The 25,634-nt window shown below is 71.6% G+C and carries 17 protein-coding genes and 1 riboswitch; of the genes, 9 read left to right on the top strand and 8 right to left on the bottom strand.

What is annotated here, in order from left to right; translation table 11 throughout:
* Positions 1–326 precede the first annotated feature (326 nt).
* Positions 327–1,694, top strand: coding sequence for a glycosyltransferase (locus tag ACH4T9_RS28315; protein ID WP_396674087.1), 1,368 nt, complete (start codon positions 327–329; stop codon positions 1,692–1,694).
* Positions 1,691–3,838 carry a glycosyltransferase family 1 protein gene (locus tag ACH4T9_RS28310; RefSeq protein ID WP_396674088.1) on the top strand — a complete coding sequence of 716 codons (2,148 nt, stop codon included), beginning with the start codon at positions 1,691–1,693 and terminating at the stop codon, positions 3,836–3,838. The genes ACH4T9_RS28315 and ACH4T9_RS28310 overlap by 4 nt, the downstream gene beginning before the upstream one ends.
* A gap of 167 nt (positions 3,839–4,005) precedes the next feature.
* On the opposite strand, the gene ACH4T9_RS28305 is transcribed toward ACH4T9_RS28310, so the two are convergent.
* The 4 genes from ACH4T9_RS28305 to ACH4T9_RS28290 all read right to left on the bottom strand — a co-directional run bounded on the left by ACH4T9_RS28305 (position 4,006) and on the right by ACH4T9_RS28290 (position 8,560).
* The gene (locus tag ACH4T9_RS28305) at positions 4,006–5,604 is read right to left on the bottom strand and encodes a glycosyltransferase family 4 protein (protein ID WP_396674089.1); all 1,599 of its coding nucleotides are present in this window, start codon (positions 5,602–5,604) and stop codon (positions 4,006–4,008) included.
* Positions 5,605–5,633: 29 nt separating this feature from the next.
* On the bottom strand, positions 5,634–6,662 hold the full coding sequence (locus ACH4T9_RS28300; protein ID WP_396674090.1) for a Gfo/Idh/MocA family protein: 1,029 nt from the start codon (positions 6,660–6,662) through the stop codon (positions 5,634–5,636).
* Positions 6,659–7,768, bottom strand: a complete 1,110-nt coding sequence (locus ACH4T9_RS28295) for a DegT/DnrJ/EryC1/StrS family aminotransferase (RefSeq protein ID WP_396674091.1) — start codon at positions 7,766–7,768, stop codon at positions 6,659–6,661. The genes ACH4T9_RS28300 and ACH4T9_RS28295 overlap by 4 nt, the downstream gene beginning before the upstream one ends.
* Before the next feature lie 90 nt (positions 7,769–7,858).
* Entirely contained in the window at positions 7,859–8,560 is a 702-nt protein-coding gene (locus tag ACH4T9_RS28290) for a TetR/AcrR family transcriptional regulator (RefSeq protein WP_396674092.1), read from the bottom strand.
* 164 nt (positions 8,561–8,724) lie between these two features.
* On the opposite strand from ACH4T9_RS28290, the gene ACH4T9_RS28285 reads away from it, so the two are divergent.
* The 4 genes from ACH4T9_RS28285 (at position 8,725) to ACH4T9_RS28270 (ending at position 13,809) form a co-directional block, all read left to right on the top strand.
* The gene (locus ACH4T9_RS28285) at positions 8,725–9,627 is read left to right on the top strand and encodes an ABC transporter permease (RefSeq protein WP_396674093.1); all 903 of its coding nucleotides are present in this window, start codon (positions 8,725–8,727) and stop codon (positions 9,625–9,627) included.
* Complete coding sequence (locus ACH4T9_RS28280) at positions 9,620–10,420, top strand: ABC transporter ATP-binding protein (protein ID WP_396674094.1); 801 nt, start codon at positions 9,620–9,622, stop codon at positions 10,418–10,420. The genes ACH4T9_RS28285 and ACH4T9_RS28280 overlap by 8 nt, the downstream gene beginning before the upstream one ends.
* A gap of 142 nt (positions 10,421–10,562) precedes the next feature.
* Positions 10,563–12,065, top strand: coding sequence for a D-ribitol-5-phosphate cytidylyltransferase (locus ACH4T9_RS28275; RefSeq protein WP_396674095.1), 1,503 nt, complete (start codon positions 10,563–10,565; stop codon positions 12,063–12,065).
* Positions 12,066–12,108: 43 nt separating this feature from the next.
* Entirely contained in the window at positions 12,109–13,809 is a 1,701-nt protein-coding gene (locus ACH4T9_RS28270; RefSeq protein WP_396674096.1) for a CDP-glycerol glycerophosphotransferase family protein, read from the top strand.
* A 158-nt stretch (positions 13,810–13,967) separates the two neighbouring features.
* On the opposite strand, the gene ACH4T9_RS28265 is transcribed toward ACH4T9_RS28270, so the two are convergent.
* Together ACH4T9_RS28265 and ACH4T9_RS28260 are read right to left on the bottom strand one after the other, a co-directional pair.
* Complete coding sequence (locus tag ACH4T9_RS28265; RefSeq protein WP_396674097.1) at positions 13,968–14,831, bottom strand: C39 family peptidase; 864 nt, start codon at positions 14,829–14,831, stop codon at positions 13,968–13,970.
* Positions 14,832–15,054: 223 nt separating this feature from the next.
* Positions 15,055–15,197: riboswitch (cyclic di-AMP (ydaO/yuaA leader) on the bottom strand.
* A gap of 357 nt (positions 15,198–15,554) precedes the next feature.
* Positions 15,555–16,778 carry an acyltransferase family protein gene (locus tag ACH4T9_RS28260; RefSeq protein ID WP_396674098.1) on the bottom strand — a complete coding sequence of 408 codons (1,224 nt, stop codon included), beginning with the start codon at positions 16,776–16,778 and terminating at the stop codon, positions 15,555–15,557.
* Between the two features lie 308 nt (positions 16,779–17,086).
* Here ACH4T9_RS28260 and ACH4T9_RS28255 point away from each other — a divergent pair, with 308 nt between their 5' ends.
* The 3 genes from ACH4T9_RS28255 (at position 17,087) to ACH4T9_RS28245 (ending at position 20,578) form a co-directional block, all read left to right on the top strand.
* Complete coding sequence (locus ACH4T9_RS28255; protein ID WP_396674099.1) at positions 17,087–18,412, top strand: polysaccharide pyruvyl transferase family protein; 1,326 nt, start codon at positions 17,087–17,089, stop codon at positions 18,410–18,412.
* 50 nt (positions 18,413–18,462) lie between these two features.
* Positions 18,463–19,098, top strand: a complete 636-nt coding sequence (locus ACH4T9_RS28250; protein ID WP_396674100.1) for an alpha-ketoglutarate-dependent dioxygenase AlkB — start codon at positions 18,463–18,465, stop codon at positions 19,096–19,098.
* A 133-nt stretch (positions 19,099–19,231) separates the two neighbouring features.
* Entirely contained in the window at positions 19,232–20,578 is a 1,347-nt protein-coding gene (locus tag ACH4T9_RS28245) for a uracil-xanthine permease family protein (protein WP_396674101.1), read from the top strand.
* Positions 20,579–20,631: 53 nt separating this feature from the next.
* Here ACH4T9_RS28245 and ACH4T9_RS28240 read toward each other — a convergent pair whose 3' ends face one another.
* Both ACH4T9_RS28240 and ACH4T9_RS28235 read right to left on the bottom strand, forming a co-directional pair.
* Positions 20,632–23,121 carry a DNA topoisomerase (ATP-hydrolyzing) subunit A gene (locus ACH4T9_RS28240; RefSeq protein ID WP_396674102.1) on the bottom strand — a complete coding sequence of 830 codons (2,490 nt, stop codon included), beginning with the start codon at positions 23,119–23,121 and terminating at the stop codon, positions 20,632–20,634.
* 77 nt (positions 23,122–23,198) lie between these two features.
* Entirely contained in the window at positions 23,199–25,238 is a 2,040-nt protein-coding gene (locus ACH4T9_RS28235) for a type IIA DNA topoisomerase subunit B (protein ID WP_396674165.1), read from the bottom strand.
* Positions 25,239–25,634 lie beyond the last annotated feature (396 nt).

Here is a 25,634-nt window from a genome sequence, read left to right as displayed (position 1 = left end):
GGAACGGCGTTATTGTAGTCTCCGCGCTCTGTCCGAAGGTCGCTCCGCGCGACCGTCGACGGAACCGGCACCGCGTCCGGCCGACCCGAGACGTACGGCGTACCGCTGATGGAAAGGTCTTTCCGGCATGGTCCCGCTCCGTGGACGTCCGACGGTCGTCCCCACCGGGGCGGACCGCGTGGTCCTGTGGTCCGGGACCACGACTGGTCCGGGGCCACGACGCCACATCTCCCAGCTCCCCAGGATCGGAATCGATGAATAACGGGCGAACTTTTTGGAACTCGTTGAGGCCGCCCCGACCACGACGGCCCGGGTCCCGACCGCACATGATCTATCTCGCGATCGGCTTCCCCCCCGCGGCCAAGAGCTGCGCCTACCGGATGCGGGAGACAGCCAACCAGTTCGCCGCCCACGGCTGGGACGTCACCGTGGTCACCATCATCGATGAGGCGTGGGAACGCGAGTACGGCCTCGACCACACCCTCTCCGAGGGGGTGGACCCCCGGGTCCGGATGGTCAAGCTGCCGTTGGTGCGAGACGACCTGGAGACGGACATCCGGTCCTTCACCGAGCGGCGGGCTCTGGCCCACAAGGACTACCTCGCCGAACTGCGCAAGCAGAACCTCAAGATATTCCCCGAGCCGGTCTTCGGCGGCTGGCGTCCGGCGTTGGAGAAGGCCCTGGTGGAGATCCACCGGGAGCGGCCGGCCGACCTGCTGGTCACCACCTGCGCCCCCTACGTCAATCTGGCCGCCACGTGGCAGTTGTGGGAGAGCCACCGGGTTCCGTACGTGGTGGACTTCCGGGACGGCTGGTCCGTCGACGTAATCAACAACGGCGAGGCGTTCTCGAAGGAATCGGTCTCCGGGCAGTGGGAGATCAAGCTGCTGACCAACGCGGTCGCCATCTGGAACGTCAACGAGCCGATCTCTCGCTGGTACCGCGAGCGCTATCCGGAACTCGCGCACAAGATGCGGGTCGTGCGCAACGGCTACGACGCGGCCAGCATTCCCGCGCAGGTCCGCCCCGCGCCCCCGGACCGTCCGCTGGTCTTCGGTTACCTCGGCGCGCTGAACCTTCCCGTGCCGCTGCTCGACGCCGTGCTCCAGGGGTGGCGGATGGCGCGTCAGGAGGACCCGGCGCTGGCGGGCGCGCGCTTCGAGGTGCGCGGCCACATCGGCGCGGCCTGGGCGCGCGGCGACAACGCGCACGCCGAACTTCTCCGGGCGGCCGCCGCCGACGGCGTGGTGGTCGGCGGTTCGGTGCCCAAGGCCGAGGTGGTCGACCTGTACGCCCGCTGGGACGTGGTCGTGCTGATGGTGACCGGCGGCCGGTACATGACCTCCGGCAAGGTGTACGAGTACATGGCGACCGGCCTGCCGGTCGTCTCCGCCCACGAGGCGGACCACGACGCCTCCACCGTCCTGTCCACGTATCCGCTCTGGACCGGGGCGGTCGGGCTGGACCCGGTCGAGCTGGCCGGCGCCTTCCGCCGGGCCGCGGCGCTGGCCCGCACCGCCAGCGAGGCGGACCGGGAGAAGGCCCGGGCCGGGGCGAGGCAGTACGCCCGGGAGGAGCAGCTCATCCCGGCCGTCCAAGAGGTCACCGAGCTGGTGCGGCGCGGAGGATCGACCGGCGCCCCGCACGTCGCCTCCACCGGCGCTCGTGCCTCGGCCGAGGAGAGTAGGTCATGATCGAGGTTCTGATGATCCTGGGAGCCGTCCCCGGCCGGCAGGCAGTCCTGACCGACGCGCTCGAGCAGTTTCGGTCAATGGGGGTCACGGTGCGGGTCGCCTGCACCTTCGATCCGGAGAAGATTCCGGCCGCGGCCGACCTCGCCGAGCTTCACCTGCTGTCCACGGTGAAGGAGCTGGGCCCGCGCGCCGGCCGCATGATCAAGATCGCCAGCCCCGCCCGCCGGCCCTGGCTGCGGGCCCAACGCGACCCGTGGGTACGCCGCCATGCCAGGCAGGCCGACGTCCTGGTCGCCCTGGACGCGCAGGCTCTGCACACCGTCTGGCAGCTGGCTCAGCGCCATCGCCGGGCGGAAGCCGTTTACGGTATCGCGCCGGCGCTGAGGGCCGTGGAGAAGCGGTCGGCAGACCCGGCGCAGCACCGCCGCCCACGGCTGACCACGATCGGCCCGTCCCCGCAACTGCTGGTCAGCTCCACCCGCAGCCGGACGGTCGATCTGGCGAAGCTGGTGCTGAACGCCAGCACGGGACAGCGGGCGATGCGGCTCGGCGCGGTGCGCTGGTTCTGGCACCAGGCCGCCTCCGCGCCCGGGGTGCCGGAGCGGTACCGCGGCAAGTTCGTCCGGCGGGTGAACACCAGCATGCGCCAGGCCGGGCACAAGGCCAGCGCGAACCGGTTGGCGCTGGCGGCCCAGGATCGGCTGACGAGCGTCACGACCAAGGGGCACCTTCTCGGCCCGATCGTCGAGGCGGAGCTGAACGAGGGCAAGCTGCCCGCCCACCTGATGACCGTGGCCAAGGGGCAGCTGAAACTGGCGGACGGCTTCCTCAAGAAGCAGAACCCGGGCAAGGCCGCGCCGCACGTCCTCCGCGCCTTCGACCTGATGTTCCACCGGATCGCGCATTTCGACGGGCTCACGTCGCCGCTGGCCGAGGACCCGGAGGGCTACCTCGCGCCACTGCACCGCAGCGAGGTCGGCAGGGCGATGGCGACCCCGCGCGGTCGGCGGTCGCCGGCACAGTTCCCGCCGGCCGACCGGGCGCACCGGATGCTCTTCCTCACCGGGCTCAACGACAATTTCCTGCACCCCATCATCGAGCGCTACGAGGCCATGCCCGGGGTGGAAGCCCGCCGGTTGAACCTCGTGGAGGAGTCGATCCGCCCGGTGCTCAGCAACGGCCGGACCAACCTCGTGCACCACATGCTCGCCGGCACCTCCAAGCGGGCCGAGGAGGTCCAGGAGGCGTGGGGCCACCACGTCGCTGCGGCGGACACCGTCTTCGTCGACTGGTGCAACCTGCCCGCCGCCATGCTGACCATGATCGACCCAGGCAACGCCCGGGTGATCGTCCGGCTGCACAGCTTCGAGGCGTTCAGCTGGTGGCCGCACCTGACCGACTGGTCCCGGGTGGACGACCTGGTCTTCGTCTCCGAGCACCTGCGCGACCTGACGCTGGCTGCGGTACCGCGGCTGCGCGGCCCGCAGGGGCCCCGGACGCACGTGGTCACCAACGCGATGGAACTCCAGCGGTACGCGGTGCCCAAGCCATCGGCCGACGCCCGCTTCACCCTCGGGCTGATCGGGCTGAGCTCGCTGGCCAAGGATCCACGCTGGGCCCTGGCGGTGCTGCGGAAGCTGCGTCAGCGCGACGAGCGGTACCGCCTGAAGCTGATCGGTGACGAACTCAGGCCGTCACTCAGCCCGGCGGTCCGGTCGTACGTGAAGAAGCTCGACGCCGAACTGGCCGAACTCGAGTCTGCCGGCGCGGTCGTGCGGACCGGCCGAACGGAGGACGTGCCCGGCGCACTGACCGACGTGGGAGTCATCCTCAGCACCTCGGTCCGGGAGAGCTTCCACTGCGGGTTGGTCGAGGGGGCTGCCAGCGGCGCGGTGCCCGTGGTGCGGGACTGGCCCTTCTTCGCGGGCCGGCCGCACAGCGCCCGTAACCTCTTCCCCAGCGGCTGGGTGGTGGGCACCCCGGAGGAGGCCGCGGAGCGGATCCTCACCCTCACCGCCTCCGAGGAGATTTGGCGCGAGACGGGTCAGGCTGCGGCGTCGCACGTGCTGAACACCTGGGACTGGTCGGTCACCCAGAAGGACTTCGACCGGCTGCTGTTGGAACCGCCGGCCACCGGCGACTGACCTCAGGACAGAGACTGACACTGGGGCCGTCCCTCATCGAGGGACGGCCCCAGTGTCAGGTCCGGACCGATCGGCCCGGAGCCGGCATTCACGCGGGTCGGGTCGGACGGCCGAGGAAACCGGATCTGCCGGCTCCGCCGAGGGCGGAGCCGGCACACCCCGGTCAGCTAGGCGCTACGCGACAACTCCAACTCGTCCCCGGGTACCTGCGGGCGCGTTCCGTCTGCCGGGAGCACGCCCAGCAACGACCTGTACACCTCGTCGAGCGCCCGCGCCTGGGCCTCCCACGTCCATCCCTCGAGCAGACCGGGCTTCTCGTAGGCCGCCCGGTAGCGGGCCGGGTCGGCGAGCACGGCTCGGACGGCCCGGACGTAGTCGGTCACGTCCTCGGCCCGGAACACCTCGCCCTGGCCCGTCGCCCGGGCGGTCTGCGCCATCGTCTTCACATCGCTGACCACGATGGGCAGCCGGGCGTGCGAGTACTCCAGGAACTTCGTGATCAGCGCCAACTCGTGGTTGGGCTTGTGGTGGATGGGGATGACACCCGCGTCCGCTGCGGACAGGAACGGCACCACCTGCCAGTGCTTGACGTACGGCAGCAGGTGCACCCGGTTCCCGACACCCAGCTCGACGGCCCGCTCCAGCAGCGCCTCCGAGAGCTGGTTGTCGCCGTTCGGGTTCATCGTCACGAACGCGAGGTGCACCTCCGGCAGCTCCGGCAGCGCCTCCACCATGATCTGGCAGCCCCGGCTCGGGTTCACCGCGCCGGCGTAGACCAGCACCGGCGTCCGCTCGTCCACCCCGCAGAGCACGCGGAGGTCGGGCATGTCGTCCGCGGCGTCCGCCGGTGGCGCCATCGGCGCGTTCAGCACCACCCCCGGCCGTTCCCGCAGGCCATGCGTCTCCTGAAGCAGCTCGGCGAGAGTCTCGGAGACCGTCACCACCGCGTCCGGGTAGGCGGCGTACTCATCGGTGTAGGCGATCTGGGCCGGCAGCCAGCGCGGGTTGTCCGCCCGGCCGGTGATGCCGCCGACGAACTCGTGGGCATCCCAGACCAGCTTGGTCTTCCGGCCTGCGGCCCGCGCCCGCATCATCGCCCGCGCCCCGACCCCGAGCATCCGGAAGTCGTTGGCGTGGATGATGTCTGGATTCAACCCGTCGATCGCGCTCCGGAAGGCCAGCTCGAAGTCCCACAGGCCCGGGTCCAACTGCCGCCAGCTGCGGCTGCCCAGCAGCCCCTGCCAGGCCCGGATGGGCAGCCGGTTGAGGAACGCCGCCGGGTCGGTCTGGGCCTGACGCAGCCGGCGGGTCTCACCGGACCGGAACCGCACCCACCTCGCCAGCAGCGTCGCGGCGGCGCGGGACGGCAGCTGGGCCGTCCGGCCGACGACGGCCGGCACCCCCCCGCCGAGAACCTGCCCGCGGACCCGCCTCTCGTAGAGGTCGGCCTGCCGGGCCTTGATCTCCTGGACCCGGTACGCGGCCTTGGTCGTGGACGCGTACGCCAACGGCCGCCGGAGCGAGCGGCTGCTGTCCCGGAGCGACCGGTGCAGCGGCTTGGGCACCCGGAGCAGCCGGACCTCGGCGTCACCGATCCGCCAGGTGTCCGAGTCGGACCGGGCGTTGCGGATGCCGAGGAGGAAGACCTCCCAGCCCGCGTCCGCCGCCGAGCGGGCTGCCTTCTGGACCCGGGAATCGCCGTGCACGCCGTTGTCGACCAGCATGACGACCCGGCCCCGGTAGCTGGTTGCGCCGTTGGAATCCATCGTGTCGTTCTCCCCCCTGAACGGTCCGACTAGCGGGCGGCGGCCGGTTCCTCGTGCTGGCTGGGCGCAACGGAGACGACCTTGCCGTCCGAGGCGGACTCGAGGAGCCCTGCGGCGACCTGGACCGTGCGCAGGCCCTGGCGCAGGGTGACGATGTCGCTCTGCTTGCCCTCGACCGCGTCACGGAACCGCTCGTGCTCGACGAGCAGCGGCTCCCGCTTCGGGATCGCGAAGCGCACCATGTCGCCCTCGGCCACCCCACGGAACGCGCGCAGCGCCTCCCACTCGGTGTCGATCGCGCCGTTGGCGTAGAAGGTGAGGTCGGCGGTGAGCGTGTCGGCCACGAAGCAGCCCCGGTCGCCGGTGATCACCGTGGACCGCTCCTTGAGCGGGCTCAGCCAGTTGACCAGGTGGTTGACCATCGTTCCGTCGGAGAGCTGGCCGATCACGGCGACCATGTCCTCGTGCAGCCGGCCGCTGCGCGACACCGTGCGGGCCGCCACCGAGCTGTACTCCTGGCCGGTCACCCAGGCGGTCAGGTCGATGTCGTGGGTGGCCAGGTCCATCACCACGCCGACGTCGGCGATCCGGTGCGGGAACGGCCCCTGCCGCCGGGTGACGACCTGGAAGACCTCGCCCAGTTCGCCCGCCTCGAGCCGGGTACGCAGGCTCTGCAGGGCCGGGTTGTAGCGCTCGATGTGACCGACGCCGGCGACCAGGCCGGCGGACTCGAACGCCTCCACCAGCTTGGTGGCGGCCTCGACCGACTGTGCCAGCGGCTTCTCGATCAGCGCGCAGACCCCGTTGCCGGCCAGTTCCAGGCCGATCCGCTCGTGCAGCGCGGTCGGGCAGGCGACCACCGCGTAGTCGATGCCCATGGCCAGCAGGTCGGCCAGCTCCGGCACGACCGGTGCGCGGAGCGTGCCGGTGACGTCGCCGGCCGGGTCGACGATGCCGACCAGCTCGACGCCGTCGAGGCCGGAGAGGACCCTGGCGTGGTTGCGCCCCATCGCGCCGAGGCCGATCAGGCCGGCGCGCAGCTTGCGACCCGCGGTCACCGGGCACCACCGGCGAGGTTCGCGCCCTCGGCGATCCGCTCGAGGTCGGCCTGGCTCAGTGACGGGTGCACCGGCAGGGAGATCACCTCGGCTGCGGCCCGCTCGGTCTCCGGCAGCTCCCACGGACCCGGCGTGCCGTCCTGGGTGAGGTACGGCTTGAGCCGGTGGATCGGGGTCGGGTAGTAGACGGCGTTGCCGATCCCCAGCTCGGTCAGCCGGGCCTGGGCGGCGTCCCGGTTGCCGCGGACCCGCACGGTGTACTGGTGGTACACGTGCTTGGCGGCGTCGGCCACCGGCGGGGTCACCATGCCGGTGATGGCGGAGTCGAGGAACTTGGCGTTCGCCCGGCGCTGCTCGGTCCAGTCGCCGAGCTGACCGAGCTGCACCCGGCCGATGGCGGCGGCCACGTCGGTCATCCGCATGTTGGCGCCGACGATCTCGTTGGCGTACCGCTGCTCCATGCCCTGGTTGCGGAGCAGCCGCAGGGTGCGGGCGAGGCCGGCGTCGGCGGTGCTGATCATGCCGCCCTCCAGGGCGTGCATGTTCTTGGTGGGGTAGAAGCTGAAGCAGCCGGCGGCACCGAAGGCGCCGACCGGGGTGCCTTGCAGGGAGGCGCAGTGGGCCTGGGCGGCGTCCTCGACGACCGCCAGGCCGTGCCGCTCGGCGATGGCCATGATCCGGTCCATCGCGGCGGGGTGCCCGTAGAGGTGCACCGGCATGATGCCGACGGTCCGCGGGGTGATCGCGGCGGCGACCGCCTCCGGGTCGACGCAGAAGCTGTGGGGCTCGATGTCCACGAAGACCGGCTCGGCACCGACCAACCGGACGGCGTTGGCGCTGGCCGCGAAGGAGAACGACGGCACGATGATCTCGTCGCCCGGGCCGAAGCCGAGCGCCATCAGGGTCAGCTGGAGCGCGGACGTGCCGGAGTTGACGGCGACGCAGTGCCGCCCGGCGACGAACTCGCCGAACTCCTCCTCGAACGCCGCCACCTCGGGCCCCTGCACCACCTTGCCACTGCGCAGCACCCGCACAGCTGCCTCGATCTCGGCTTCGCCAATGATCGGCCGCGCCGGTGGGATGAAGTCTGGGTGCTGCCCAGCCATGGGGGATCCTCCTGTGTCGGATGGTGGCGGTGGGGTTCGGATGGCGATACTAGCCGGTACCGGCGTGGCGGAGCCGTGCGACCGCGACGTTCACGCGCCGACCCGGCGCGGTTCAGATTCGGTCAGTGCGCGGTCGTCTTCGGGCAGCGCGCGGTCGTCCCACACTTCTTTTTCCCGATCCGGCGAACCACCACATGCTACTCGCAATGCCGCGACGACGGCCGTCGCCATGGTGCTCAACTGCGCGGCGTCGAGGGAGGCCCGGGAGATCGTCAACCGCCAGTAGACCGGGCCGACGATCAGATCGGCCACGGCCCACGGGTCGGCGCCGGTCGGCAGTTCGCCGCGGGCGACCGCCCGGCCGATCACGATCTCACCGAGCCGGACCTGGTAGTCGCGCATCGCCCGGTGGAGGGTCTCGGCGATCTGCGGGTTACGCGCCGCCTCCGCCAGCAGGTCCGGGATGATCTGCGAGGCCAGCGGGTGTCCGAGCGCCGTCGAGGCGGCGAGCAGCAGCACCTCCACGTCACCGCGCAGGCTGCCGGTGTCCAGCAGGGGCAGCCTGCGCCCCGCGACCGCGGTGACCATGTCGAGCACCAGATCGAGCTTGGAGCGCCAGCGGCGATAGATGGCGGTCTTGCTGACACCGGCCCGCCGGGCGACCGCCTCGATCGAGAGGCGTCCGTAGCCGACTTCGGCCAACTCCTGCATGACGGCAGCGCGGATGGCCGTGGTGATCTCACCACGCAGCACCGCCGCACCGGCCGGGGCACGCCTCTTCTCCGTCGTCACGTGGGACAATGTAGCGCAACGACGATACGGTTGCGTCCCGACGTGGTTTGGACTACCTTCCACGCAGCAGCGGCGAGGCACCCTCTCCGCACCGGCGACGCCGAATTTCTCGCCGCGACACATCATCTGCTCCCCATCGGCACGAAAGATCGGAGCGCCTGACCATGGCCAACACCGCGGTGGCCGACCCCGAATCCGGGCTGACCCGGGCCCAACTCGCGAAGCGGTACGGTCTGCGGGTCGCCGGGGAACGCCCCTCCCTGGCCGAGTACGCCCGCAAGCTGTGGGCGTATCGACACTTCATGACCGCGTACTCGCGGGCGAAGGTCGCGTCGACGTTCAGCAACACACAGCTCGGCCAACTGTGGCAGGTGCTGACCCCGCTGACCAACGCGGCGGTCTACTACCTGATCTTCGGCGTGATCATGTCCCAGCACCGGAACGTCCCGAACTTCATCGCGTACCTCTGCACCGGCGTCTTCGTCTTCATGTTCACTCAGACGGCGGTGCAGAACGGGACCAACGCGATCACCGGCAACCTGGGTCTGATCCGGGCTCTGCAGTTCCCCCGGGCCGCGCTGCCGATCACCGTCACCCTGGTGCAGTTCCAGCAACTGCTCATGTCGATGGTGGTGCTGGCGGGCATCGTGCTGGTGACCGGTGAGCCGCTGACCTTCCGCTGGTTGCTGCTCGTGCCCACGCTGGCGCTCCAGACGGTCTTCAACATCGGGTTGACCATGGTGATGGCCCGACTCGGCGCGAAGCTCACCGACCTCAAGCAGGTCATGCCGTTCGTGATGCGGACCTGGCTGTACGCGTCCGGCGTGCTCTACCCGGTCGTCCTGTTCCGAGAGCACCTGCCGAGCTGGGCGGCGTCCCTGCTGGAGTGCAACCCGCCGCTGATCTACATCGAGCTGGCCCGGTACGCGCTGCTGGAGTCCAACCAGGCGCAGCTGGTGACGTCCCCGCTACGGCTCTGGACGCTCGCGCTGGCCTGGGCCGTCGTCATGGGGATCGGCGGATTCGTCTACTTCTGGCGCGGAGAGAAGGAGTACGGCCGTGGCTGACCAGACCCAGCCGGCGGGCAGCGCCGTCGTGGTGGACGCCGGGCGGATCCCCACCGTCGTCGTGGACGACGTGCACGTGATCTACCGGATCCACAAGGGCGCCACCGGCGGCAGCAGCCCGGTTTCCGCCCTGAAGCGCATTGTGTCCCGGACCAACGCGCCGAACATCCGCGAGGTGCACGCGGTCAAAGGGGCGAGCTTCACCGCGTACCAGGGTGAGGCGATCGGACTGATCGGCAGCAACGGCTCGGGCAAGTCCACCCTGCTACGGGCGATCGCCGGGCTGCTCCCGCCGGCCCGGGGCGCGGTCTACACCATGGGCCAGCCGTCGCTTCTCGGCGTGAACGCGGCCCTGCTCAACGACCTCTCCGGCGAGCGCAACGTGGTGCTCGGCTGCCTGGCCATGGGCATGCACCCCGACGAGGTCAAGCGGCTCGCCCCCGACATCATCGAGTTCTCCGGCATCAACGAGCGGGGCGACTTCGCCTCGCTGCCGATGCGGACCTACTCCTCCGGCATGGGCGCCCGGCTCCGCTTCGCCATCGCCGCCGCGAAGAAGCACGACGTGCTGCTGATCGACGAGGCGCTGGCCACCGGTGACCGCAAGTTCCGGGCCCGCAGCGAGCAGCGGGTCCGGGAACTGCGCGCCAGCGCGGGCACCGTGTTCCTGGTCAGCCACTCGATCAGCTCGATCCGGGACACCTGCGAGCGGACCATCTGGCTGGAGGGTGGCGTCCTGAAGATGGACGGCCCCACCGAGGAGGTCTGCAAGGCGTACGAGAGCCACAAGTAGGACGGCGGAGCGCACCGGTCGGGGCTGCCCCGGACGGCGCGCTCCGTCACCCGCGTTAAGGTTTCCCTCGACGCCGGTCAGAATTCACCAACCGGTCATCAAGGCGTTAATCCCCCACCCCGCGCAGAAGTGAGGAACGGCAATGACGCAGGACCGCACCGCCGCACCGGACGCCACGCCGGCCAGCCCGGCTCCCTGGCGCCCCTCGCGGACGGTGGCGGTGGTCCTCGCGGGGGGCACGGGGACCCGGCTGGGCCTGGGCATCCCGAAGCAGCTACTGAAGATCGCCGGCAAGCCGATCATCGAGCACACCCTGGCGGTCTTCGAGGCGGCCCCCGAGATCGACGAGATCATCGTGCTGATGGCCGCCGGGCACGTCCCCGACGCCCAGCAGATCGTCGACAAGGCCGGCTTCCGCAAGGTCAGCAAGGTCATCTCCGGCGGCGACACCCGCAACGCGACCACCCGGATCGCCCTGGACGCCATCGGCGAGGGCGACGTCAACATCCTCTTCCACGACGCGGTGCGCCCGCTGCTCAGCGGCCGGATCGTCCGGGAGTGCGTGAACGCGCTCTGGACCTACACGGCGGTCGACGTGGCGATCCCCTCGGCCGACACGATCATCCAGGTCGACGAGAACGAGTGCATCACCGATATCCCGGTCCGCTCCACCCTGCGCCGGGGCCAGACCCCGCAGGCATTCCGCTCGGGCACCATCCGGGAGGCGTACCGGATCGCCGGTGGCGACGCGAACTTCGCCGCCACCGACGACTGCGGCGTCGTGCTGCGGTACCTGCCCGGCACCCCGATCAAGGTGATCGACGGCTCGGACGAGAACATCAAGGTCACCCACCCGGTCGACGTGCACCTCGCGGACAAGCTCTTCCAGCTAGCCGCCGCGCAGGCCCCCCGGCTGACCGACCACCGCAGCTACGCCGAGGAGCTGACCGGCCGGACGATCGTCGTGTTCGGCGGCAGCTACGGCATCGGTCACGAGCTGGCCGAACTGGCCCGCCGCTACGGCGCGCAGGTCTTCCCGTTCAGCCGCTCCACCACCGGCACCCACGTCGAGCGTGCCGAGGACGTCGAGGCCGCGCTGACGACCGCCTTCGAGGCCACCGGCCGGATCGACCACGTGGTGGTCACCGCCGGCATCCTGGAGAAGGGCGAGCTGGCGGAGATGGACCAGGAGACCATGGACCGGGTCCTGCACGTCAACTTCGTCGGCCCGGTCACGATCGCCCGGCAGTCCCTGCCGTACCTGCAGCAGACCAAGGGCCAGCTCCTGCTCTACACGTCCAGCTCGTACACCCGGGGCCGGGCCCGCTACGCGCTCTACTCGGCCACCAAGGCCGCGCTGGTCAACCTGACCCAGGCGCTGTCCGACGAGTGGGCCGAGTTCGGCGTACGGGTCAACTGCATCAACCCGGAGCGCACCGCCACCCCGATGCGCACCAAGGCGTTCGGCGAGGAGCCGGAGCACACCCTGCTCGCCGCGGAGACCGTCGCCCAGTCCTCGCTGGACGTGCTGATCTCCGACCTGACCGGGCAGGTCATCGACGTCCGGCGCGCGCCGGGCGAGGGGCCCGCCGCGAACGTTCCCGCCCAGGGTGGCCCGACGGCGACCCCGGCCACGGCCGGCTGAGCGACGACGGCCACCGCAGCACGGCGGGAGAAGCGAAAACGACATGCGTGGTGACCTGGTCAGGAAACTGACCGCCCGGGTGGCGACCACCGGCCTGGCGGTGCTGGCGTTCCTCGCCCTCGCGCTGACCGGGGCGACCGGCTGGGGGCTGGCGTTCGCGGTGGCGGCCCTGGCCGCCGCCGGCTGGGAGCGCCGGGTCCGGCCGGCCGCCGACAGCACCGCCGAGTCGGTGCTGCTCGCGGCCGGCATCCTGGTCGGGTACGCCCGCCGGCTCGACGCCGGCTTCGACCCGGCGCTGGCCGCCACGGCCCTGGCGCTGCTGGGGCTGGTGCTGCTGGTGGGGCCGCTGCGGCAGGCCGGTGACCTGGAGATCCGGGCCGCCAACCTCCCGGTCCGGTCGTGGGCCCCGCTGGTCGCCGGTCGGCTGGCCGACGCCCTGCTGGTGCTGCTCGCCGCGGTGGCGCTGGCCGCCGCGCTGGCGCTGCCGGCGTTCGTCGCCCTGCTGCTGGCGCTGGGCGTCGGCGCGGGCGCCGGGGCGGTGGCCCTGGACCTGGCCCGCAGGCGGTTCCGGCCGGGGACCGGGGGCGGCGCGGTGACCCGGGCGCTGCGGGCGTACCAGCCGGAGTTCCTGCTGCACTTCTCCGCCCCGCCGGGGTCGGAGTACCAGGTCACCATGTGGCTGCCCTACCTGGAGCGGATCGGCCGGCCGTTCCTCGTGATGGTGCGGGAGCCGGAGTTCCTCGCCCCGATCGCCGCGGCCACCACCGCGCCGGTGGTGTACTGCCCCACCCTGAAGGCGATGGACGAGGCGCTGGTGCCGAGTCTCAAGGTGGCCTTCTACGTCAACCACGGGGCGAAGAACAGCCACTGCATCCGGTTCACCCAGCTCACCCACGTGCAGATCCACCACGGCGACAGCGACAAGGCGCCCAGCGCCAACCCGGTCTCGGCGATCTTCGACCGGATCTTCGTGGCCGGCCCGGCCGCGATCGAGCGGTACGCCCGCGCGGGGGTGGACATCCCGGCGGAGAAGTTCGTCGTGGTCGGCCGCCCGCAGGTCGAGTCGATCGAGGTACGCCGGGAGCCGGCAACCGGTCTGCCGAACCCGACGGTGCTCTACACCCCGACCTGGACCGGGCACCACGCCGACGCGAACTACTGCTCCCTGCCGGTGGGCGAAACCCTCGTCCGGGGGCTGCTGGCCCGGGGCGCGACGGTGATCCTGCGCGCCCACCCGTACACCGGGCAGAATCCGGGGTCGGCGCGGCAGCTCGCCCGGCTCACGGAGCTGCTCGCCGCGGACCGGGCCCGCACCGGCCGGCAGCACGTCTGGGGCGCTGCGGCCAGCCGGGAGATGTCCCTGGTCGACTGCGTGAACCGCTCCGACGCGCTGCTCTCGGACGTCTCCGGGGTGATCTCCGACTACCTCTACTCCGGCAAGCCGTACGCGGTCACGGACATGGGCGGCGACGGCGACCGGTTCGTCGAGCGGTTCCCCCTGGCCGGCTCGGGCTACGTACTGCGACGCGACGCGGCCAACCTCGACGAGGTGCTCGGTCAGCTGCTCGACACCGACCCGCAGGCAACGGCCCGCTGGGCCACCCGCTCCCGCTACCTGGGCGACTTCCCCACCCACCAGTACGCCGAGGCGTTCCTGGCAGCGGCCCGCCGCGAGCTGACCCCGACCTGGACCCCACCCACCCCCCGCCCGACCCCGCCCTCCCCCGCCCGCTTCCCGCAATGATCAAGAAGTTCGCGTCACAGGGTTGAGGCCGGAGCTGACGGGTTCGGTCACGGCCGCGGTGCCGGACGGCACCTGGACGGCCGCGGATGCCGGACGGCGCGGGACAGCACCGGGCCCCGGCTCACGGGGAGAGCCGGGGCCCGGTGGGGGGAGGGTGATCAGGCCGAGTAGCCCCTGGTCGCCGCCCAGTGCGCCAGGGCCGTGGTGCTGATCCAGTACGCCGAGGCGGCCGGGTTGGCCGAGTCGGCGATCCGCACGGTACGGCCTTCGTTGCGGTAGCCCACGACGGCGATGTAGTGGCCGCCGGGGAAGGAGTGCCAGCCGCCGTCGACGTCGGTGGCGTCGCCGGCGATGTTCACCACGACGCCGCGCCCGGCGCTGACCGCCTTCACCACGTCCGCCTTGAGCCGGTCGATCTGGGCCCCGGTGGCGGCGCCGCCCGGGATCATCCGGGTTTGGTACGGGTCGCCCTTGACCATTGCGTTGAGCACCCGGGTGGTGTCCTCGGCCGAGTTGGTGCCCATCTCGGTGGTGCCGAGACGGCTGGCCAGCCCGTCCTGGGTACTCCCGACGCCGGTGGCGGAGAGCGCGTTGCGCACCGCCGCGGGGCCGCAGTAGTAGTAGGTGGTCTGCGCCTGGTAGGCGTAGTCGAGAACCTTCGACGACGGCGACTTCGGGGTGGCCGGCTTCGCCGTGGTCTGCTTCGGGGCTGCCCTGGTGGTCAGGTCGGGGTTCGGCGCGGCCGTGGTGGCGCTCGGCGACGGCGAGGCGCTGGAGGACTCGGTCGCGCCGACCCGGGCCTGGGCGCGGCTGGCCGCGCTGTCGAGGCGGGGTGCGATCTCGGCCACGGCGGCGTTGGTGGTCTGCCGCGGCGCGGGGGTGTCGTCGGTGCCGGCCAGCAACACACCGGTGCCGGAGGCCAGCAGGAGCGCCGCGGCCGAGCCGGCGACGACCTGGTACGGGCGCTCGGTGGCGAGACGTCGCAACTGCCGCTTGAGGTGGTCGTTCACGTGTTCCTCCACGGGGATGGGGCGGAGAGCGGGGGCACCTGGGCATGCGTCGTCGCACGGTGGCGTGGACGAGACGTCCACAGCCGGTCAGGTCAGCTCTGGGAAGATGCCCGGTCAGCCGGGCGTACGGGCGGGTGCGCCGGTCAGTTCGTCAGCCCGGGGGCGACGGACGCGGGCACCACGGCGCCGCGGTGGAGGAACAACCGAGGGATGGGGTCGCGCTGCACGAGGATGGCACTCCTTCCGACACCGCCTACCGGGTTAGCTGACGGATTCGGGCGGGAAGATCGCCCTACCGCGGGCCGTGGCCCGCGGATTCACCCCACATGTGCACTGGGTCCCCGGTTCGTGATGGTCACGATTGAGCGGGTCGGCGCGGCGTCGCCTATTGCGATCGGGTACCGCACCGGACGGGCCGACATTACTGGCCGGTCGAGGCCCTGCCAAGCCCTTCCTACCTGCGTAAACCCTCTCCGATCAGCTTTCTTGCGGCACATTGGGAACTGACGTGACTCAATGGGATTAGGGGCCTTCGGGGTGCCCTCGGGCGACAACCGGACGATCAGTCTTGATCGTCGGCGAGTTATGTCGGTGGACCCGCCCCGATGGGTCGACTGCCCGTTTACCCGAGCGATGTGACCGGCGTCATAAAGAAATTCGGGGCAGCACCGCGACCAACCGGGGCCGGGTCGGGTCGGGTCAGCCGACCCGGCCGGGTGCCAGCGGGCGAGGCCGTCAGCGCCGCTCGGGGACCGCGACCTGCTCGCGGGGGTGCGCCGGTGCGGGGGCGGCCGTCGTCGCCGGCCCGGGCGGCCCCGCCGGGTCGCCGGGGACCGTCCCGCCGCCGGGAGCCGGCGGGCGGGGCCGGCGGGGCGGCCCGAGCCGGCGGGTCAGCGGCATCTCGACCCACCGGTGCAGCAACGCGGCCAGCCCCAGGTTCACCAGCAGGAAGCCGACCACGGCCAGCGGTCCCCACCAGCCGGGCAGCCCCACGCCGAGCCGGTCGGCCAGCCGCAGCACGGTGACCATGACGAAGACGTGCACCAGGTAGAAGGCGAAGGAGACCTCGCCGAGCCAGACCATCGGCCGGGACCGCCACGGCGTCCGTGCCCCGCGCACGTCCGCGGCGGCGGCGGCTGCGATGACCAACAGGTACGCCGCCGCGAGCAGGGCCGCCCACAGCTCGGCGCGGATCCACTGCGAGGCGACGACCCAGGTGGCCACGAAGATCACGCTGGCCGCGGTGAGGCCGGGGCCCCGCCAGCGCCCCCGACGCAGCAGCTCGGCCGCGGCGACGCCCATCCAGAACTCCAGGGACCGCACGACGGGGAAGACCTGGGTGAACCACCAGGTGCTCTCCTGCGGCACCAGGCGCTGACCGGGCCAGAGCGCCACGATCAGCAGCGGCACCGCGACCACCACCGCCCACAGCACCCCGGGCCGCGCTCGGCGGACCAGCGGCAGCGCGAACGGCAGGCAGAAGTAGAAGAACAGCTCGCAGGAGAGCGACCAGCTCACCGAGTTGACGCTGTAGAAGTAGCCGGGGGTCGGGTCCCAGGCCTGGAGCAGCAGGAGGTTCTCCACCGCGGCGCGGGGGTTGACCGGGTCGGCGAACACCCACACGCCGGTAAGCAGCACCGCCGCCCACATCAGCAGGTGGTTGGGGTAGATCTTGGCTAGCCGGCGGCGCCAGAAGTCGCGGCGGCGGTCCCCGTCGCGGGCCGACCAGACCAGCACGAACCCGCTGAGGATGAAGAAGAACTCCACCCCGGACAGGCCCAGGGTGAACAGCCAGTCGATGACGGCCTGGTAGTCGGGCTCGGCGACGATCCGCATGGTGCCGACGTGGTACCCGAAGACCAGCAGGGCGGCGATCCAGCGCAGCCCGGTCAGCGAGGGCAGCCGGCTCGCCGGGCGGGCCGGCGACTCGGGTCGTACGACGGTCGGTGTGCTGGTCATGCCGGCGGTCCGTCCGTCCGCAGGGTCACCAACACCGCGCCTCCTCGCCTCGTGTCGCGCCGGGCAGCCGGCGCCGCCGCGTCGTGGCGGGCCGGTGGGTGCCGCCCGCCGGGCACCCTACCCGCAGTTCCCGCCCGGCCCTCGCGTCGGCGCTCGCCGGGAGACGTGAATGCCAGAAGCAGGTGTCCGATGGCCTAATATCGCGGTCTCGGAACCAACGGGCGTGCCCCGATCTCGTGGGGCCACGCCTGGTCGGCGCCCGCCGGCGCACCCTCGACGGGGTGGACACGACGAGAAGGACGGCACCGATGCACCAGCGGATCCTGCTCCGGGCCAAGAAGGGCCCGTTCGACGTCTACTCGCCGGAGGAGACGTTCGAGCGCAACTGGATCGGTGACAACACCGGCAACCTCGTGTTCAGCCACTCGGCGCACAAGATCCTGCGGACCTCGACGGCCCAGATCACCTCGTCGAAGTTCCAGGCCAACCCGCGCGACGCGGACGAGATCAACGAGCGGTACGACGTCTTCGTGGTGCCGCTGGCGAACGCGTTCCGGCGCAGCTACACCCACCGGCTGGTCAACATGACCCGGCTCATCGAGCGGCTGAAGATCCCGGTGGTGGTGCTGGGCGTCGGCGCGCAGACCGACGTCAACGGCGACCGGGAGTACCTGCGACCGATCGACGACGTGGTCAAGCCGTTCGTGAAGGCGGTGCTCGACCGGTCGCACAGCATCGGCGTGCGCGGCGAGATCACCGAGGGGTACCTGCGCAGCCTCGGCTTCTCCGCGGTCGACGTGATCGGCTGCCCGTCGATGTTCCTGCACGGCGACAGCCTGCGGGTGGAGAAGCGGAAGGCGACGCTCACCGTCGATGACCGGGTGGCGCTGACCGTCTCCCCGTACGTCAGGTCGATGGCGAAGGTGATCACCTCGCACCACCAGCGCTACCCGAACCTGCGCTACCTCCCGCAGGACCTGAAGACCCTCGGCACCCTGCTCTACGGCGACCTGCCGGAGGAGCGGGGCAAGCAGGCCGCCATCCCGATCCACACCTCGCACCCGCTCTTCGTCGAGGACAAGGTGCGGATGTTCGTCGACCCGTGGACCTGGATGGACTACCTGTCCGGGTTCGACTTCAACTTCGGCACCCGCATCCACGGCACCATCACGGCACTGATCACCGGCACCCCGGGCTACCTGTTCGCGCACGACTCGCGCACGTTGGAGCTGGCCCGGTACTTCGACATCCCGCACCGGATCATGAAGGACGTGTCGGCCGACGTGGACGCCGTCGCGCTCTACGACGAGGCGGACTACACGGCGCTGAACAACGGGCACAGGGCCAGGTTCGAGACGATGATGTCGTTCCTGGCCCGGCACGACCTCGGGCACTCCTTCGCCGACGGCGACGCCGCGGCACGCTTCGACCGGCAGGTCGCCGAGACGAGCTATCCCCCGGCGGTCCGCGCCCAGACGGCCACCGACCCGGGCGAGCTGATCGCCCGGATCCAGTGGCTGCGCGACGGGAACCAGGAGCTCAAGAAGAGCATCGAGGAGTTGGACGCGCAGCGGCTGCGGACCCGGGTACGGGCCGCGGTCAAGGGGCGGGTACGCAGGATGCTCCACCACTGAGGGGGGACGGCAGTCGTACGGGTGTACGAACGAGCCGTTAGGGTGGGCGCATGTCCGGTGCCGCCTACCAGCCGTCGATGCTCGACCTCACCCCCGACGAGCCCTCGCTGGGCCCGCTCGCCGGCCGGCTGCGCCGGCACCCGCTCGACCGGGGCGCCTGGGTGGACCACCTGCCCGGCTGGGTCCTGGGTTCGGACCAGGTGCTCGACACCCTGCTCGCCGAGGTGCCGTGGCGGGCCGAGCGCCGCACGATGTACGACGCCGAGGTCGACGTACCCCGGCTGCTCTGCTGGTACGCCGCCCGCCGGCCGCTGCCCCACCCGGTGCTCACCGCGGCGCGGGCGGCCCTGACCGCGCACTACACGCCCGAGTTGGGCGAACCGCTCGTGACCGCCGGGATGTGCCTCTACCGGGACGGGCGGGACAGCGTCGCGTGGCACGGCGATACCCAGGGCCGCTCCGCGCGCACCGACACCATCGTCGCCATCGTCTCGTTCGGCTCGCCCCGCCCGCTGCTGCTGCGCCCGCGCGGGGGCACCGCGAGCCTGCGCTTCCCGCTCGGGCACGGCGACCTGGTGGTGATGGGCGGCACCTGCCAGCGCACCTGGGAGCACGCGATCCCGAAGACCGTCCGGCCGGTCGGGCCCCGGGTCAGCGTCCAGTTCCGTCCCGCCGGCGTCGCCTGAGCGGCCACCCGTGCCGGCGCTGCGCTTCCAGGTGACCCGGACCCTGCGGATATGCGGGTCGGCCGGCCTCTGCTAGAAACAACTCCCAGGGTCGTCCACGCCCCCGTCAGCACCTCGACGCGAAGGGCGTCCCATGACCCAGACCCCCACCGAGCCGCGCGCCCGCTGGTCCCCGTGGTCCCTGCACGGCAACGGCCGGTCCGTCCGCCCCGGCGACGTGGTCCACCCCGACGAGCGGCTCTCCTGGCCGCGCACCCTCGGGGTGGGCGTGCAGCACGTGGTGGCGATGTTCGGCGCCACCTTCACCGTGCCGCTGATCACCGGCTTCCCGCCGGCCACCACGATCTTCTTCTCCGGCATCGGCACCCTGCTCTTCCTGCTGATCACCGGCAACCGGCTGCCGTCGTACCTGGGGTCGTCGTTCGCGTTCATCGCCCCGGTGCTGGCCGCGAAGGCCGGCGGGGACATCGGACCCGCGCTCGGCGGGATCGTGGTGGCCGGCGTCGCGCTGGCCGTGGTCGGTCTTGTCGTGCAGCTCGCCGGGGCGCGCTGGATCGACGCGCTGATGCCGCCGGTGGTCACCGGCGCGATCGTCGCCCTGATCGGGCTGAACCTCGCCCCGGTCGCCTGGGACGGCGGCGGCAGTGGCACCGGCTTCCGGGCGCAGCCGATGATCGCGGTGATCACCCTGGCGGTGATCCTGCTCACCACGGTGGCGTTCCGGGGCTTCCTGGCCCGGCTGTCCATCCTGGTCGGCGTGGCGGTCGGCTGGCTGCTCGCCGCCGCACTCGGCGACCTGGACCCGAAGGCCGTCGACGGGCTGCGCGAGGCGGCCTGGGTCGGCCTGCCCGAGTTCCACACGCCGCAGTTCAGCCTGCGCGCGGTCGTGCTGGTGATCCCGGTGATCCTGGTGCTGATCGCGGAGAACGCCGGGCACGTCAAGGCGGTCGCCGCGATGACCGGCCGCAACCTGGACCGGGACATGGGCCGGGCGTTCCTCGGCGACGGCCTGGCCACCGTGCTCGCCGGCTCCGGCGGCGGCTCCGGCACCACCACGTACGCGGAGAACATCGGCGTGATGGCGGCGACCCGGGTGTACTCGACCGCCGCGTACTGGGTGGCCGGGGTGGCGGCGGTGCTGCTCGGGCTCAGCCCCAAGTTCGGCGCGCTGATCCTCACCGTGCCGGCGGGGGTGCTCGGCGGCGCGACCACCGCCCTGTACGGCCTGATCGCCGTGCTCGGCGCCAGGATCTGGATCGAGAGCCGGGTCGACTTCCACGAGCCGGTCAACCTGATGACCGCCGCCGTGGCCCTCATCGTCGGCGCGGCGAACTACACCCTCACCGCAGGCGACCTCTCGTTCAACGGCATCGCCCTCGGCACCGCCGCCGCCCTGGTCATCTACCACGGCATGCGTCTGGTCGCCCGCCTCCGCGGCACCACCCCGGCACCCCGCCAAACCCCCGACCCCGAACTCTGACCCACCCCCGCCCCACCCCCGCCCCCGCAGAGTTGGGTGGGGGTGGGGTGGGGTCAGTTGCGTTCGATCTGGTGGCCGATTGTCGACGGGCCGAGCATCACGGCGAAGCCGCTGCCGTCGCGGCGGGGGTCGGCCGGGGGCAGCTCCACCGGGTCGCCGGTCGCCGTCGCGCCGACCGGGCGCGGGCCGATCCAGGCCACCACCAGGTCCGTCTCGCCCCTGAGGAACCGCTGCGCGCGCACCCCGCCGGTCGCCCGCCCCTTGGCCGGGTACGCGCCGAACGGCGTCACCTTCACCGTCGCGCCCGTGGAGGTGACGACCATCGGCTCGCCGTGCCCCGGGTCGTCGGTGCGGATCGCCCCGAAGAAGACCACCCTGGCTTCCGCCGGCAGGTTGATACCGGCCATTCCGCCGCCCTTGGGGCCCTGTGGGCGTACCAGCGACGCGGCGAAGCGCAGCAGCGACGCCTCGGAGGAGACGAAGGCGAGGGTCTCGGTGCCGTCGGCGAGCCAGCTCGCCCCGACCACCTCGTCGCCCTCTCGCAGGCCGATCACCTCGAACTCGTCCGAGCGGACCGGCCAGTCCGGCGCGCACACCTTCACCACGCCCTGCCGGGTGCCCAGCGCCAGCCCCGGCGACCCCTCGGCCGTCGCCCCGAGCGGGGCCAGCCCGACCACCGTCTCGCCGGGCTCCAGCGGCACCAGCTCGGCGGCGGACATGCCGCCGCGCAGCGACACCGTGCCCGCCTGCTCGGGGAGCACCGGCAGCGGCAGGACGTCGACCTTGAACGCCCGGCCCGCGCTGGTCACCAGCAGCACCCGGCCCCGGGCCGTGGAGTGCACGACCGCCCGTACCGCGTCGTGCTTGACCCGGCCGCTGCGCCGGCGCCCCTCGGACGCCTCCTCCGACTCGGCCGCGGTCCGGGCGACCAGCCCGGCGGCGGAGAGGATCACCTGGCACGGGTCGTCGGCCACCTCGAGAGGACCGGCCGGCGCGGACGCGGCCAGCACCTCCTTGAGGTCGCCGTCGACGAGGGTGGTACGCCGCTCGGTGCCGAACTGCTTGACCACGGCGGCCAGCTCGTCGGAGACGACCTTCCGCAGCACCTTCTCGTCGTCGAGGATGGTGGAGAGCTGGGCGATCTCCTTGCGGAGCTGCTCCTGCTCGGCCTCCAGCTCGATCCGGTCGAACTTCGTCAGCCGGCGCAGCGGGGTGTCCAGGATGTAGCCGGCCTGGATCTCGGAGAGCTTGAACTGGCGCATCAGGCCGTCCTTGGCGGCCTGGGCGTCGTCGCTGCTTCGGATCAGCCGGACCACCTTGTCGATGTCCAGCAGCGCGATGAGCAGGCCGTCGACGAGGTGCAGCCGCTCCTCGCGCTTGCGCCTGCGGTACGCGCTGCGCCGCGTGACCACCTCGTAGCGGTGCCGAAGGAAGACCTCCAGCAGCGCCTTCAGCCCGAGGGTCCGCGGCTGGCCGTCCACGAGCACCAGGTTGTTGACGCCGAAGGACTGCTCCAGCGGGGTGAGCCGGTAGAGGTCGGCCAGCAGCGCCTGCGGGTTCACCCCGACCTTGCACTCGATCACGAGCCGGGTGCCGTTCTCCCGGTCGGTCAGGTCCTTGACGTCGGCGATGCCGGTCAGCCGCTTGGTCTTGTTGACCTCGTTGGTGATCGCGGCGATGACCTTCTCCGCGCCCACCCCGTAGGGCAGCTCGACGACGGTGATCGCCTGCCGGCCCCGGCTGCCCTCCAGGTGGCCGATCTCCACCCGGCCACGCATCCGGACCACGCCGCGCCCGGTCTCGTACGCCCGGCGCACCTCGTCCAGGCCGAGCAGCACGCCGCCGGTCGGCAGGTCCGGCCCGGGGACGAACTCCATGAGCTTGTCGAGGTCGGCGTCCGGGTGGTTGATCAGCCACCGGGCGGCGGAGACGACCTCGCCCAGGTTGTGCGGGATCATGTTGGTGGCCATCCCGACCGCGATCCCGGACGCCCCGTTGACCAGCAGGTTCGGGAACGCGGCCGGCAGCACGGTCGGCTGGGTGAGCGAGCCGTCGTAGTTCGGCTCGACGTCGACCGTGTCCTCGCCCAGCTCGCCGACGAGCAGCATCGCCTCCCGGGACATCCGGGCCTCGGTGTAGCGCGCGGCGGCCGGGCCGTCGTCGGGGCTGCCGAAGTTTCCATGCCCGTCGATGAGCGGGACGTTGAGCGAGAAGTCCTGGGCCAGCCGGACCATCGCGTCGTAGATCGCGGTGTCGCCGTGCGGGTGGTACCGGCCCATCACGTCGCCGACCACCCGGGCCGACTTCACGTGCGCCCGGTCGGGGCGGTGGCCCGCCTCGTGCATCGAGTAGAGGATGCGCCGGTGCACGGGCTTGAGGCCGTCCCGGGCGTCCGGCAGGGCGCGGGAGTGGATCACCGAGAAGGCGTACTCCAGGTAGGAGTCGGAGACCTCGGTGACCAGCGGGTTGTCGAAGACCCGCGCGCCGGCCTGATCGAAGGCGGCAAGGTCTGCCCGGGGACCGGTGTTCTTACGGCGTGCCATGGTTCAGCTCTCTCCTCGGCGGGCCACGGTCGGCCGGCGCTGTCCCCGGGGGGCCACGGTCTGGCGGCGGGCGGTCCTCATGCGTCGATCGCGTCGCGGTCGACCCGGTCGGCGGACTCGATCAGCCAGTTGCGGCGCGGTTCGACCTTCTCCCCCATCAGCAGCTCCAGGATCCGCTCGGCGGCATCGACGTCGTCGAGGGTGATCCGGCGGACCGCCCGGGTGGCCGGGTTCATCGTGGTGTCCCACAGTTCGTCGGCGTTCATCTCGCCGAGGCCCTTGAACCGGGGGATCGGGGTGACGATCTGCTTGCCGGACTTCTCCAGCTTGCGGACCAACGCCTCCATCTCCGCCTGGGTGTAGGTGTAGGTGGTCTGCGGGTTACGCCCCTTCGTGGTGATCTTGTGCAGGGGCGGCATCGCGGCGTAGAGCCGGCCGGCCTCGATCAGCGGGCGCATGTACCGGGCGAAGAGCGTGATCAGCAGGGTGCGGATGTGCGCGCCGTCCACATCGGCGTCGGCCATGATCAGCACTCGGCCGTACCGCAGCGCCGACAGGTCGAAGGTGCGGCCGGAGCCGGCGCCGAGCACCTGGACGATGGCGGCGCACTCGGCATTGTCCAGCACCTGCTGGAGGTTGGCCTTCTGCACGTTGAGGATCTTGCCGCGAATCGGGAGGAGCGCCTGGTACTCGGCGGATCGGGCGAGCCGGCCTGTTCCGAGGGCGCTGTCCCCCTCCACGATGAACAATTCACTCCTGTCGATGCCGGTGGCGCGGCAGTCGACCAGCTTCGGAGGCATGGACGCGCCCTCCAGGGCGGTCTTGCGGCGGGCGGCGTCCTTCTGCTGCTTCTGGGTCAGCCGGACCCGGGCCGCGTCCACGATCTTCTGGAGCACCGTGCGGGCCTCGACCTTGGTGCGGCGGTCCTCCAGCCACGCCTTCAGGTGCGCCTCGATCAGCCCCTGGAGCACCTTGGTGATGCCGGCGGTGGACAGTTCGTCCTTGGTCTGCGAGGTGAACTGCGGCTCGGGGATCCGCACGTGCACCACGGCCGTCATCCCCTCCAGGACGTCGTCCAGAGTGGGCGCGTCCTCCTTGGGCCTGAGCAGCCCTCGGGCGTTGCGGGCCGCGTCGGCGAGGGTGCGGGCCATGGCGCGCTCGAAGCCCTTGCGGTGAGTGCCGCCGTGGGCGTTGCGGATGGTGTTGGTGAAGCACTCGACGGTGCGTTCGTAGCCGGTCCCCCAGCGGAACGCCACCTCGACCTCGGCACGTCGCTGCACGTTGGACTGCATGACGCCGTTGGCGTCGGCCGCGTTCTCCCGGTAGGTGCCCTCGCCGACGACCAGCAGGGTGCCGGAGACCGGCCGGTCGCCGCTCTGGGCGAGGAACTCCACCATGTCGGTCAGGCCGGCGGGGAAGTGGAAGGTCTCCTCGACCGGCTCCTCGCCGGTGAGATCGCGCAGCAGGTAGCTCACGCCGGGAACGAGGAACGCGGTGTTGCGCAACTTGAGCCGGACGGCATCGACGTCCAGTGCGGCGCCGGTCTCGAAGTAGCGGGCGTCGTGCCAGTAGCGGATCGAGGTGCCGGTGCCCGCGCCACGCTTCATCGCGCCGGCGACCTGGAGACCGGGGCCGGCGGTGAACGGGGCGTCGGGGCCGGGGCCGTCGAAGACCCCCGGCACGCCGTGCCGGAACGACATGGTGTGCACCTTGCCGTTGCGGCGGACCGTGACGTCGAAGCGACGGGACAGGGCGTTGACGGCGGAGGCGCCGACGCCGTGCAGGCCACCGGAGGTCTTGTAGCCGGAGCCGCCGAACTTGCCGCCGGCGTGCAGCCGGGTGAGCACCAGCTCGACGCCCGAGATGCCGGACTTGGCGTGCACGTCGGTGGGGATGCCCCGGCCGTCGTCGTCGACCTGCACCGAGCCGTCGGCGTGCAGGATCACCTCGACTCGGGTGGCGTGGCCCCCGACACCCTCGTCGGTGGAGTTGTCGAGGATCTCGTTGACGAGGTGACCCACGCCACGGCTGTCGGTGGAGCCGATGTACATGCCTGGGCGTTTGCGAACGGCGTCCAGGCCCTCCAGGTGCGTAAGGTCGTCGGCCCCGTAGAGCATCTCAGGCTGTGCGGTCAACTGGTCGTACTCCCAGGTCTCGGCGGTGTGGTGCCGCTCACCGGCTCGATCACATCGCGCGGCGCGCCGCAGCGAGCCTAACCGGGAGGTGGGACAGGACGTAGGCACCCCGCAGTGTGCGGGTCGCCCCGCCGCCGGCGGCGGCCCTGCCGATGGGCGGCCCGGAGGACGTCCACCTCCCCGGCAACGCCACCGGCCCCGAAATTCATCCCGCCCGGCCGCTCCCGGACGACATACCCGCGCCACGGACCGGCCCTGCCCCGGCGGTCCCGGGACGCCCCTGCCCGAACCCGCGCGGGGATGACCGGACGTTGACGCCCGTCACTCGCCCGTGATGTGATCACCGCCTCATAGAAACTTTCATATTTCCATGGACTG

Origin of the sequence: Micromonospora sp. NPDC020750, assembly GCF_044334565.1 — a bacterium.
Classification (GTDB): domain Bacteria; phylum Actinomycetota; class Actinomycetes; order Mycobacteriales; family Micromonosporaceae; genus Micromonospora.
This window is presented reverse-complemented; position numbering and strand designations above follow the sequence as displayed.

Coding starts and splice junctions, on each gene's coding strand:
- ACH4T9_RS28315 (WP_396674087.1), top strand. CDS start 327: ATGATCTATCTCGCGATCGGCTTCCCCCCCGCGGCCAAGAGCTGCGCC.
- ACH4T9_RS28310 (WP_396674088.1), top strand. CDS start 1,691: ATGATCGAGGTTCTGATGATCCTGGGAGCCGTCCCCGGCCGGCAGGCA.
- ACH4T9_RS28305 (WP_396674089.1), bottom strand. CDS start 5,604: ATGGATTCCAACGGCGCAACCAGCTACCGGGGCCGGGTCGTCATGCTG.
- ACH4T9_RS28295 (WP_396674091.1), bottom strand. CDS start 7,768: ATGGCTGGGCAGCACCCAGACTTCATCCCACCGGCGCGGCCGATCATT.
- ACH4T9_RS28285 (WP_396674093.1), top strand. CDS start 8,725: ATGGCCAACACCGCGGTGGCCGACCCCGAATCCGGGCTGACCCGGGCC.
- ACH4T9_RS28275 (WP_396674095.1), top strand. CDS start 10,563: ATGACGCAGGACCGCACCGCCGCACCGGACGCCACGCCGGCCAGCCCG.
- ACH4T9_RS28270 (WP_396674096.1), top strand. CDS start 12,109: ATGCGTGGTGACCTGGTCAGGAAACTGACCGCCCGGGTGGCGACCACC.
- ACH4T9_RS28260 (WP_396674098.1), bottom strand. CDS start 16,778: ATGACCAGCACACCGACCGTCGTACGACCCGAGTCGCCGGCCCGCCCG.
- ACH4T9_RS28255 (WP_396674099.1), top strand. CDS start 17,087: ATGCACCAGCGGATCCTGCTCCGGGCCAAGAAGGGCCCGTTCGACGTC.
- ACH4T9_RS28250 (WP_396674100.1), top strand. CDS start 18,463: ATGTCCGGTGCCGCCTACCAGCCGTCGATGCTCGACCTCACCCCCGAC.
- ACH4T9_RS28245 (WP_396674101.1), top strand. CDS start 19,232: ATGACCCAGACCCCCACCGAGCCGCGCGCCCGCTGGTCCCCGTGGTCC.
- ACH4T9_RS28240 (WP_396674102.1), bottom strand. CDS start 23,121: ATGGCACGCCGTAAGAACACCGGTCCCCGGGCAGACCTTGCCGCCTTC.
- ACH4T9_RS28235 (WP_396674165.1), bottom strand. CDS start 25,238: ATGCTCTACGGGGCCGACGACCTTACGCACCTGGAGGGCCTGGACGCC.